Source organism: Exiguobacterium sp. GL_137 (assembly GCF_057834585.1).
The window spans coordinates 1,064,375-1,076,474 of record NZ_CM174406.1; the positions used below are offsets into that span (position 1 = coordinate 1,064,375).

Here is a 12,100-nt window from a genome sequence, read left to right on the forward strand (position 1 = left end):
ATGTCTAAACAACTAGAGCGTGACGGCTTAAAGTCTGTTACATTTTTTTGGACATTCTCATTTTGAAGCATGAGGACTTCCGAGTTAGGGAAAAGAAAAACGAGCTGATAGCAGAGAGAAAGGGCGTGTGACGATTTGATCAGCAAACGAAAAAAACTTATTGTCCTGTCGTTCGCGTTGATGGCAATGGTACTTGGCGGATGTATCCGGATCCAATACGATGCGACGGTCCATACCGACAAAAGTGTCACCTTGAAAACGACATACGCGGCAAAAGAGCATCCTGTAGCGCGATTACTTAATCTGAACCCGGACTGGAATACGTATGTCAAACAGGCTGAGAAGAACGGGTACGCGGCAAAGACGTTCAAGACGCAGGATGATTACGAAGGCATCCGGATGGAAAAGAAATTTGCCAAATTCGAAGATTTGGCAACGATTAAAGATGAATGGAAAACAGGGATCGGCGGTATCCTCATCCCGCCGGATACGACGTATGAAGTCAAGCAGGAAAAAGGATTTTGGTTTAATACGTATCGACTGGATACGAACATTGATTTAAGTATCGACCGGTTGAACATTAAAGGCTATCAGCCGACCGGACAGGTTAAAAAATTAGCCGATCGTTATCTCCGGCAGGCAGATATTGAAATCAATCTTCATGGACCGAAAGTGATTGGTCTGCAAAATGGGGAAAAAATCGACTGGGCGAATCATAATAATGTCTCGTGGAAACTGTACGGGACAAAGGCTAACGAGTTACAGCTGATCGCCTATGTTCCGAATCCGACCGGCTGGATCGTCACGGGAATCTTTTTGTTGATCGGGGTTTGTCTGCTTATCTTTTGGATTGTTCATCACGTCCGGAAATTACGCCGCAAACAACTGCAGACCATAGGTATCTCGGTACTCGTCTGTCTGCTTGTCGGTGGCAGTGCCTGGTGGTTCTTTGCCGATGAGACGTCGAGTGCACCACCGCCGACAAAACAGATTGTCGCGCAACAGGTCGGCGAAATCACGCCGACATTCATGGTTCACGGTCTGTTCGGGACAGAACGGACCTTCCTGCCGATGATGGAGAACTTCACGAAAAAGAAGCTGGCAGATGACGGCGGACGATGTGATGTGTCACGAAACGGGAAAGTAGTTTGTGACGTCAAACCGTCTACGACCGGTTATCCGCTTGTCCGGATTGTCTTTGAAGACGATGAAGCAAGTCTTGCTAATCAACAAAAATGGCTCAGTACAGCAATTGAACAATATGACCAAAAGCAACAGGCGACGTTTACGGACATCCAACTCGTCGGTCACAGTATGGGCGGAGTCGATGTCGTCGCTTATACACTGAAAGAAGATATCCCGTACCATATCCGAAAACTCGTGACGCTCGATGCACCGATCAGCGGCTCGGATTATGCGACGCTCGGGCTGACGCTTGCTCCGTTCGGTACGAATACAAACAGTCCGGCGATTCAGGATTTGGCTGAAAACTCGGCAGCGATGAAAAATCTGAAGGATCGTTTGGAGACATGGCCCCGGGATGTGCTGGTCTATTCTTTTGGAGCGAAAGGCGGAGACTTCAATTTGATTCCGCTCAAAAGCTCGTTTGCGCTTGATGCGTATACGGATAACATTCAAACGAAATCCTATAAGTATGATCATTTTACGATCCATCGCCGGGAACCGGTTTTCAAAGAAGTCCGCAATTTTTTGTTTAAAGAAAATCTGGTCACAGAGACAGAGGAGGAACCGTCATGAAACGGATTGTCATCATCGGAGGCGGAATAGCGGGCGTCACCGCTGCGGCGTTACTCGCTCGAAACGGGCATGATGTGACTTTGTGCGAAGGAAGCCGTGAATGGGGCGGGTCAGCGGGTAAGTTTACCCGCAAAGACTTTACCTATCCGGTCGGTGCGACACTCGGAATGGGTTTTGAGTCCGGCGGTATTCATGACCGGGTGCTGCAGCACCTGCAAATCGACCAGCCTGTCGAATTGCTCGAAACCGTCATGACAATCAAGTTGGACGGGCATGATATCTTCTATTATCGGGAACGGGACCGTTTCATTGCGCATTTAAAGGACCAGTTTCCTGAGCAGGCAGATGCGATTCAACACTTTTTTGATGAACTGGACCGGATCCAGCAACACGTCCAACCGTTAATGCAGGCATTACCGGCGTTACCGCTCAAAACGTTGCGTGATGCGCGGATGATTGTCCGGGAAACAAAAGCAAGTCTGCCGCTACTCCCCTATCTGGCGCGGACGGTTGGTGACATTCTCCGGAAACATCAGTTGGACGGGACGGTTTTTGCACAACTGATCGACGGGATTTTACTCGATAGCATGCAGACGGGAAAAGAAGCTTCGGCGTTGCTTGGAGCCGTTGCATTGTCGATTTATCATGACGGCGCGTATTACGTTCCGGGTGGACTGTATCAAGTCGCAGAACGTCTGAAAGCTACTGCTGAAGCGGACGGAGCAACAGTATTGCTCGGTCGTAAAATCACCTCTGTCCGTCAAACGGCGGATGGATTTTTACTGGAAGACCGGCGGGGACGACTTTTACTTGCCGATGCCGTCATCGGTGCCTTGCCGATCGAAGCGATGCAGAAACTGGTCGAACCGTCATTGCGACTTGCATTGGGCCGGACGTACAAGCGACAAGCTGACTTAACGCAGTGGGCAACATTTACGTATTACGCAGCGATTCCTGAGACAATCATTCAAGAGGATCACGCCTTTCGGCAAATTCACGATCCGCTTCTACCGTCGGGTCATGCGTTCATCTCCTTATCCCGGACGGGAGACATCGAGCGGGCACCAATCGGGTGTCGGACGTTGACGATGTCCTGCCATATTCCGATCGGTCAGTTCACACGCGACGACCGCGCGCAATATGACCGGCAAGTCGAAACCATGCAGGAAAAATTCGAAACGATTTTAGAACAAGAATTCCCCGGTTTTCAAGATCAAGTCATTGAACGCCATCCCGGTGGACCGGGTGCCTGGGTCCGCTATACATCACGTCCGGATGGCGGTGTCGGCGGATATCCGCAATTGCCGTCGACAAGTTTGTTTCGCGCTGCCTCGTTTCGGACGGGTGTCCCGGGACTTTATATCATCGGCGATACTGTATTTCCGGGTGCCGGAACAATCGGAGCGACGACTTCCGCCATTCATGTGGCCCGGGAGTTCGGTGTGAAGATTTAGAAAAGAGTTTGGGAAATAATGAAAGAAGCGGCCGGATGGTCGCTTTTTTTTGAGAACAGGATTATGATTGAGGCGAGACGGGAAGTAGTTATTCATGAGCGAAAAAAGAGAGAGAAGGAGTGAACGAGATTGAATCAGTTTGAAGACAAGTGTCAAGATTTCATTCAAGAACGTCGCCCGGAAGTCGGTCCGTTGATTTTTACAAACGCCCGCACCTTCATCAATGCCCGGGGATTAAGCGTATATGAACGAATTTATCAAGGAAAAGAAGAAGTCCGATTGGCGTTCGTCGAACAGACAGCCGGTCATCAAATCGTTTCATTGATGGAAAATACATTTGGAAACGGACTCGTCTACTTTGTGTCGACAGCGACAGCAACATGGGACGGCGAAAATTTCGGTGAATTTACGTTTTAACTACATAATGAGTCCCAGTCCGGTTGAGGCTGGGACTCTTTCATGTCGAAACTTGGATGCGTTTTTGAACGTATACGAAGTATGACAAAACATGCAGCGAGAAGGAGGAACCATCTTGCAACAACAATTAAAACCAAAATCATCGACCCGGCGTCTGGCGACCGTGTCCTTGATTTTCATGGCAGTCGGCTTTATCGCCTCATTGCCGTTTAAAGAAAACGATTGGGTATTTTGGTTGCAGAGCGGTTTTGAAGCAGGGCTTGTCGGCGGAATTGCAGACTGGTTTGCCATCACGGCATTATTCCGGCACCCGCTCGGATTGAAAATTCCCCATACGAACCTATTGCCGAAAAACCGGGAGCGGGTCATCGAGTCGATCGTCCAGATGCTCGAAAAAGACTTGCTCAATAAAGAGAGTATCGTTGAAAAGTTACGGCATATGACGCTCGCCGACCGTTTCATCAAATTGTTGCGCTCAATTGTCCTGTTACCGGCGTTTCGTTCGACGGTCACGGAACTGTTGGCCGGTATTCTACACAAACTGCCGAAAGAAGCGATCCTGAAGGTCGTCGATGAACGGATTTCCGACACGGTCAAAGCGTATCCATCCAAACGATTGGCAGAACGGCTGATGGGATTAAACGAGGAACGGCGTCTTGATGAACTCGCCATCGACCAATTGCTCGGGTACGGGCAACGGTTGCTCGAAGATCCCGTGATCCGTGATCAAATTGGCCGTTTGGCGTATCACGCCATGATTGATCAGGAAAAAAACACCTTTTTACGCGTTACGGCGAAGACGGTACAAAAAGTCTACTCGGAAGAACGGTTGAGCCTTGTCATTCAATCCGTCCTGCTGAGTGTGATTGAAGATATGAAGCAGGTGCATCACCCGAACCGTCTGGCGATTCTTGATCATGTACGCCGGAATTTGGCGCAATTGACGCAAGATGAAGAGCGGCTTGCAAAAATTGATCAATGGAAAGCGGCAGAAGTTGATCGTTTTGATTTGAAACCGGTCTTGAACCGGGCCTACACGGCAGGAATCGAGGAGCTGAAAACGTACTTGGCATCTGATTCTTTCTGGGAAAATCGTGCTTTACCGTTGATGAACCAAGCGCTGAACGAGTGGGATCAGCATCCGACGTTCAAAGAAGAAAGTGACCGCTGGATGAAAGATCAGCTCGTACGGTTCGTGGATCAAAACCACCAAAAAATCGGCGGCCTGGTCCGGGAAAACTTAAACCGTTTTGATACGGAAACGTTGATTCATATGATTGAAGACAAGGTGGGGAACGATTTGCAATGGATTCGCGTTAACGGCGCGATTTGCGGATTTTTCATTGGTCTGATTCTTGGTGGGATCAAACTATTCATTGGTTGAGGGAGCGATTGTATGTGGCAGGAACAGTTACTGTTAGAAGACGACTATGACTTTGCCGGTATCCGGAAACGCCTTCGGGGTGACCGGTTACAGGTCGAACAGGACGGTCGGTTGTTTGTTCCGCTCTTGTTGCCGGAGGGAAACTTCATCGGTCAGATGGAAGCATCCGGTCCGCGGACACTGCTCTTGTCCGGAAACGGTCCACAGAAACCGATGGTGCAGCAATTGCGCCGCCGGTTTCGTCTAGATACGACGAATCCAAGCCAGCACTTATCAAACACCTCGCTTTCAGAAGTCGTGGCCACGTTTGGAGCGGAGCGGCTTGTGCTGGATATTAGTCCGTTCACTGCACTCATCCGGTCAATCATCCATCAACAAATCAATCTGGCCTTTGCGCAAGTCCTGATGGAACGGTTTTGCCGGACATTCGGAACGGAACAGGACGGGGTGATTTTCCCGCCGACGGCAGACCGGTTACGGAAGCTTGAACCGGAACAGCTTCGGGTACTGCAACTGTCCGGACGAAAAGTCGAGTACCTCCTGGGAGCAGCGCGGGCCGGGATTGATTTTGACCGGTTAACGGAAGCATCCGACGCAACGATCGCGGAGACATTGATTGCCTTAAAAGGAGTCGGTCCCTGGACGGTACAAAACGTTTTGATGTTCGGATACGGACGGGAGGACCTGTTTCCGGCGTCGGACATCGGCATTTTACGGGCGTTTGAGCACTTGCACGGGACCCGGCCGAGTGTTGAAGAGGCAGTTTCACTGGCGGAAGAATTTGCCCCATACCGTAGTCACGCCGCCTATCTGCTGTGGCGCTCGATTGAATAAGGAACTATTCTTGTCACCCCTCTAAGAGAACGGTATAATAAATGCGTTAAGAACGAGTCATCGTTTGTAGATATGATAAGCGTAGCGGGATCACCGCTTCCGATAGAGGGGACGAATGTTTATGTACACAGATGAACAAATCATCGAAAAGGCCAATGAGATCGCGAAAATGATTTCTGAGACATCAGAAGTAGAACGATTCAAAGCTGCTGAAGCAAACATCAACGGGAACGAAAAAGTTCAAAAGATGATGAAACAAATCAAGTTCCTGCAAAAAGAAGCCGTTAACTGCCAGCATTACGGTAAAACGGAAGCCTTGGCACGTGTCGAAGCAAAACTGGATAAATTATTCGCTGAACTCGACGAAATGCCCGTCGTGCAACAATTCCAGGAATCACAGGAAGAAGTAAACGGACTTCTTCAATACGTGACGGTGACGATTTCAAACGGCATCACGGATCAAATCATCGAAGCGACTGACGGCGATGTCTTGGCGGGGAAAACAGGCAGCGGCATGGATGCAGAAAATAAAAGCGGCGGTTGCGGCTATTAATCAATGAATTGAATTGGAAAAGCCGACGGATTCCCGTCGGCTTTTTACGCGAATGAGGTGAACAGCATGGAAGCAGTCCATAACACGCCGATGATGAAACAATATTTTTCGATTAAGGCCGACTATCCGGATGCCTTCTTGTTTTATCGGTTAGGTGATTTTTACGAATTATTTTTCGAAGATGCGAAACAAGTCGCACATGAACTCGAATTGACGCTGACAGCGAAAAACGGCAAAAATGCCGAACATCCGATTCCGATGTGCGGTGTCCCGCATCACGCAGCGAACGGTTACATCGAACAATTGATTGAACGGGGATACAAGGTGGCGCTGTGTGACCAGGTCGAAGATCCGAAGTTGACGAAAGGGCTCGTCAAACGCGAAGTCGTCCAAGTCATCACACCGGGAACCTTGATGTCATCGTTGACGGAAAAAGAAAACCGCTACCTGGTCGCCGTCGTCGAGCAGGACGGACGGTTCGGTATTGCCCGCGGAGACGTCTCGACCGGCGAAAGTGCCTTGACGAGCGTTGCGACGCTTGATGCGGTCGCAAAGGAGCTGAGCATCATCCTGCCGCGAGAAATCATCGTGACGACAAGTGAACATGAGGCAGCACTCAGCCATTTACAGATTCCATTGACGCAGAGTGCACGCCGGGAAAACCATCCCCACGGTGACCGGGCGATTGATACGGCACAAGCAGACGCCTTTGCTGTGCTCTATGCCTACATGCATGATACGCAAAAACGGTCGCTTGCCCACTTGCAACCGGCCATCGTTTACGAAGCGGCCGACTTCATGCAGCTCGAACCGAATACGGTCAAAAATCTGGAGCTGGTCCGGTCTGCCCGGACCGGCGATAAAAAGGGATCGTTACTGGGACTGCTTGACGTCACGGGTACGGCAATGGGCGGCCGGATGCTGAAGCGTTGGCTCGAAAAACCGTTGCTGTCACAACACACGATTGCCGAGCGGCTGGACGCCGTCGAAGAACTGCTGGCACATTATTTCGAGCGACAACAGTTGAAGGATACATTGCGGGAAGTTTATGACTTGGAACGATTGGTCGCAAAAGTCGGGTACGGGACCGCTTCCGCCCGCGATCTTGTCCAGTTGAAGTCAACGCTGCGTCTGATTCCGCGGATTCAAGCGGCACTTGAAGAATTACTCAGTGACCGGCTCGGACAGCTTGCACTTGGACTTGATCCGCACGATGAATTAACCGATCTGCTCGACCGTGCTTTTGTCGAGGCTCCACCGATTTCGACGAAAGATGGCGGAATGATCCGGACAGGATTTGATCCGGCGCTAGACGAATTACTGGTGGCGTCAAAAGACGGGAAGACGTGGCTGGCGACGCTTGAAGCAAGCGAACGGCAAGCGACGGGGATTAAGACGTTGAAAATCGGATACAACCGCGTCTTCGGTTATTACATCGAAGTATCACGGGCCAATGCCAAACTGTTGCCGGAAGGGCGTTATGAACGGAAACAGACACTTGCGAATGCGGAACGGTATGTGACGCCGGAACTGAAAGAGAAGGAAGCACTGATTCTCGGAGCTGAGGAAAAAAGTATCACGTTGGAATACGAACTGTTCTGTCAGGTCCGTGATCAGGTGAAGACACACATCGAAAGTCTGCAACGGGTCAGCCGGCGGATTGCCGAACTCGATGTTCTCGTCGCTTTGGCGGAAACCGCCGAACGGTATGATTACGTCCGACCAATCACGTTGACCGGTCGGAACGTAACGATCGAAAACGGGCGACATCCCGTCATCGAGACGGTATTGCCACGCGGGGAGTATGTTGCGAACGGCATCAATCTGAATGAAGACCGGGAAATGCTGTTAATCACAGGACCGAACATGTCCGGTAAATCGACGTATATGCGCCAGTTTGCCTTGATTGCCTTACTGCATCAAATCGGATCATTCGTCCCGGCAAGCCGGGCCGAGTTACCGATTTTCGATCAAATCTTCACGCGAATCGGGGCAGCGGACGATTTAGTCAGCGGTCAATCGACCTTCATGGTCGAGATGGTCGAAACGCAAGAAGCGTTGACACGGGCAACCGATAAATCGTTGATTCTCCTGGACGAGATTGGCCGAGGAACGTCGACGTACGATGGAATGGCGCTCGCACAGGCCATCGTCGAACATATTGCAGAGCACGTCGGCGCAAAAACCTTGTTCTCGACCCATTATCATGAACTGACGGTCCTTGAGGACTCGATGCCGCGTCTCGCGAATGTCCATGTCCGGGCTGTCGAACAGGATGGACGGGTCGTATTCTTACACGAAGTCCGGGACGGGAAAGCCGATCAATCGTACGGTATCCATGTCGCGCGCTTAGCCGATTTACCGGATGCCTTGATTGCCCGGGCGGAAGTACTGTTATCTGAATTTGAACAAGCCGATGAAAGGATGGTCGTACCACCCAAACAAATGACAGTTCAGGCGGAACCCGTTGATCAACTGAGTCTCTTTGCTGAGACGGATCCGGTCCGGGAGACGGTACAGACACTGGATTTAATCAATATGACACCACTTGAAGCATTAAACACGCTGTACCGTCTGCAGGCGGAAGCGAGAAAATAAGGAGGACGTCAGGCATGGGAATCATTCGGGAACTATCCGATTCGCTTGCGAACCGGATTGCGGCAGGTGAGGTCGTCGAACGCCCTGCCTCCGTCGTCAAGGAACTGGTTGAAAATGCGCTCGATGCGGGTGCGACACAAATCGATGTCGAACTGGAAGAAGCGGGAATGAAGCGGATGACGATCCGCGACAACGGACACGGTTTTTATCCGGAAGACGCGGAACTGGCGTTTGTCCGGCACGCGACAAGCAAAATAAAGGATGAACACGATTTATTCCGCATCAAGACGCTTGGATTCCGCGGCGAAGCCTTGGCGTCGATTGCATCTGTCAGTAAAGTCACCTTAAAGACGAAACGGGAAGAGCAGGAAGGGATTCAGCTGACACTTGACTGCGGACGGCTGACGAATCGGTCGGCGATTGCCATGAACCGGGGGACGGAGCTGACGGTCGAGCAACTGTTCTTTAATACACCGGCCCGACTGAAGTATTTGAAGACGACACATACGGAACTGGCCGCCATCACGGACATTTTGAACCGGGTCGCTTTTGCCCATCCGGAAGTCAAACTGTACGCGGTTCACGAAGGAAAAGTCTTGATTCAGACCAATGGTTCGGGTGACGTCCGGCAGGCACTTGCCAGTGTCTACGGGCATCAGACGATTCAGGGAACGCTTGTCGCAACCGGTACGACGGCTGATTATCAGTTGACGTGTCATCTTGTGAAGCCGGAAGTGACCCGGGCATCGAAAAATTACATCACCTTGATCTTAAACGGACGTTCGGTCAAAAACTTTGCCCTGACGCAAGCCGTTTTAAACGGCTATCACACGTTGTTGCCGATTGGGCGTTTTCCGATTGCTGTCATCGAAGTGACGATGGATCCGTTGTTGATTGATGTCAATGTCCACCCGGCGAAACGGGAAGTCCGTCTGTCAAAGGAGGCGGAACTCTGTCAATTGATTCAGGAGACAATCCGCTTAACGCTCAGCCGGCAGACGTTGATTCCGAAAGTGACACCGCCGAAACCTAAAAAAGATCCGAGTGCGCAGGAAAAATTAGAATTTTCCTATGTGGCGGAGCCGGTCGAGGAATTGTCTTCCCGGTCTGTCTGGAATTATCCGATTCCGAAACGGACCGAAGCCGGGAACGAGCCTGTCCCGTCAGGCAGCCGGATTCAAAAACCGGACCAATCAATCGAAGTACTGCATGAACCAGTCCCGGAACAAGTGGAACAGCCGGCCGCGACGGGTCCGAAGTTTCCGCATCTCGATGTCATCGGACAGCTCCATTCGTCTTATATCGTCTGTTCGGGAGCGGACGGGATGTATCTGATTGATCAGCATGCCGCGCAGGAACGGATTAAATATGAGACCTATAAGGTCATGTTCGGTCGTCCGCTTGAGCAGAAGCAACAGTTGTTGTTGCCGTATACTTTTGAGATTGCGAGTGACGATATGCGGCGGATGGAGGAAGTTTTACCGCTACTGCGTGATGTCGGGATCGAACTCGAAGCTTTTGGTCCACAAAGCTTCATCGTCCGGGAAGTCCCGACCTGGTTCCCGTCGCACCGGCAGGAAGAGACAATCCAGGAATTGATGGATGAAGCCCTGATGAAACGAAAAGTCGACCTGGAAACGTACCGGGAAGATGCGGCGATCATGATGGCATGTAAAAAATCGATCAAAGCCAATCATCCGCTGAATCATGAGATGATGCGGCAGTTGATCGTCGACCTCGCTAAAACCGAGATGCCGTTCACTTGTCCGCACGGCCGACCGGTCATCATCGAATGGACGACGTATGAACTCGAAAAACTGTTTAAACGGATTATGTGACGAAAGAAGAGGCATCTGTCTTACGACAGGAGGCTCTTCTTTTTTTGTGCTAGGACAGAAAAAGAAGGGAACTGCTGTGAGAACGGTTACTTATATAAATCCGGGTAATTTCATTGATTGTTCACAAACTGAGGCGGATAATAGTACCCGAATACGTTAAACAAGGGGAAATCATTATGCGTTCAAAATTATTATTGAGTGTGACAATCCTACTGCAGATTGTCCTCATTTCCTGTTTCGCCATGATCGGGGATGTTGTGAGTACAGGACTGCAGTTGCCGTTACCCGGAAATATCATCGGCTTGATTTTATTGTATCTGGCATTAAAAAGCCGGCTGCTCAAAATCAGCTACGTCGAGCACGGGGGACGGGTCCTGTTGCTCGTCATGCCGCTATTTTTTGTACCGGCCTTATCCGGTATCATGGATTACACGGTTTTCATGCGTCAATCCGGCCTTCAGGTCCTGATCATCCTGATCATCAGCAGTCTGTTGACATTAACCGGATCCGCTTTTCTCGTCGATCGATTGGCCCGACGCAAAGAGGGGGTCGATGCCCATGAGTGAAGGACTATTTTGGCTGGTATTGACGACTTTGCTGTTTGGCGGCGCGTTTTGGTTGTACCGGGCGTTTCCGTTTGTCTGGACGCTGCCGATTTTGACCGTGACGGCGGCCGTGATTGTCATCTTATCGCTCAGCGGTACGACGCACGCTGTATACATGTCAGGCGGAAAGTATTTATCACGGATGCTCGGACCGGCCATTACAGCATTTGCGATTCCGTTGTATCAGGTCCGGCATCATGTCCGGAAGTTTTTACCGGAAATCGCACTTGGTGTCGGGATTGGAACCATCATTGCCCTGACATCCGACTTACTGCTTGGTCTGTTATTGCATCTTGGCCGGACGACCAATCTTGCTTTGTTACCAAAGTCGGTGACATTGCCTGTTGCTTTGGCGATTTCGGAACGATCCGGCGGCACGCTTGCTTTAACCGCGACCTTTGTTCTTGTGACAGGGCTTGTCGGTTCGATTGTCGGTCCGTGCCTGATGACAGGGCTCCGGATCCGTCATTTTGTCGGACGCGGTGTCGGACTGGCATCGATTGCCCATGTCATGGGAGCGACGAAATCAATGAGTCTCGATCAGCGGGAAGGGGCGGTTGGTTTACTGACGATGATTTTGACGGCAATTCTCGCCAGCGTCCTTGCACCGTGGATCATTCAAATTGTATATTAAAGGAAACTCCTACCGAGGAAAGATA

At 50.6% G+C, this 12,100-nt stretch carries 10 protein-coding genes; all 10 read left to right on the forward strand.

Going from position 1 to position 12,100, the window contains the following annotated elements; all coding sequences use genetic code 11:
* Positions 1-135: 135 nt before the first annotated feature.
* The 10 genes from AC3IRK_RS05500 (at position 136) to AC3IRK_RS05545 (ending at position 12,075) form a co-directional block, all read left to right on the forward strand.
* A complete protein-coding gene (locus AC3IRK_RS05500; RefSeq protein ID WP_489170483.1) occupies positions 136-1,758 on the forward strand; it encodes a DUF3153 domain-containing protein in 1,623 nt (540 codons plus the stop codon).
* On the forward strand, positions 1,755-3,212 hold the full coding sequence (locus AC3IRK_RS05505) for a phytoene desaturase family protein (RefSeq protein ID WP_489170485.1): 1,458 nt from the start codon (positions 1,755-1,757) through the stop codon (positions 3,210-3,212). The genes AC3IRK_RS05500 and AC3IRK_RS05505 overlap by 4 nt, the downstream gene beginning before the upstream one ends.
* Before the next feature lie 129 nt (positions 3,213-3,341).
* Positions 3,342-3,629 carry a hypothetical protein gene (locus AC3IRK_RS05510; protein ID WP_131503017.1) on the forward strand — a complete coding sequence of 96 codons (288 nt, stop codon included), beginning with the start codon at positions 3,342-3,344 and terminating at the stop codon, positions 3,627-3,629.
* A gap of 115 nt (positions 3,630-3,744) precedes the next feature.
* Positions 3,745-5,013 (forward strand): DUF445 domain-containing protein, encoded by a 1,269-nt coding sequence (locus tag AC3IRK_RS05515; protein WP_131973126.1) that lies wholly within the window; start codon positions 3,745-3,747, stop codon positions 5,011-5,013.
* 12 nt (positions 5,014-5,025) lie between these two features.
* The gene (locus AC3IRK_RS05520) at positions 5,026-5,847 is read left to right on the forward strand and encodes a DNA-3-methyladenine glycosylase family protein (protein WP_131503015.1); all 822 of its coding nucleotides are present in this window, start codon (positions 5,026-5,028) and stop codon (positions 5,845-5,847) included.
* Between the two features lie 115 nt (positions 5,848-5,962).
* The gene (locus AC3IRK_RS05525) at positions 5,963-6,400 is read left to right on the forward strand and encodes a YlbF/YmcA family competence regulator (RefSeq protein WP_188005300.1); all 438 of its coding nucleotides are present in this window, start codon (positions 5,963-5,965) and stop codon (positions 6,398-6,400) included.
* Positions 6,401-6,466: 66 nt separating this feature from the next.
* A complete protein-coding gene (mutS, locus tag AC3IRK_RS05530; RefSeq protein ID WP_489170486.1) occupies positions 6,467-8,998 on the forward strand; it encodes a DNA mismatch repair protein MutS in 2,532 nt (843 codons plus the stop codon).
* A 14-nt stretch (positions 8,999-9,012) separates the two neighbouring features.
* Positions 9,013-10,836, forward strand: coding sequence for a DNA mismatch repair endonuclease MutL (mutL, locus tag AC3IRK_RS05535; RefSeq protein ID WP_214853876.1), 1,824 nt, complete (start codon positions 9,013-9,015; stop codon positions 10,834-10,836).
* Positions 10,837-11,012: 176 nt separating this feature from the next.
* On the forward strand, positions 11,013-11,402 hold the full coding sequence (locus AC3IRK_RS05540; RefSeq protein ID WP_131503012.1) for a CidA/LrgA family protein: 390 nt from the start codon (positions 11,013-11,015) through the stop codon (positions 11,400-11,402).
* Positions 11,395-12,075, forward strand: coding sequence for an LrgB family protein (locus tag AC3IRK_RS05545; protein ID WP_489170487.1), 681 nt, complete (start codon positions 11,395-11,397; stop codon positions 12,073-12,075). Before AC3IRK_RS05540 ends, AC3IRK_RS05545 begins: the two co-directional genes overlap by 8 nt.
* Positions 12,076-12,100 lie beyond the last annotated feature (25 nt).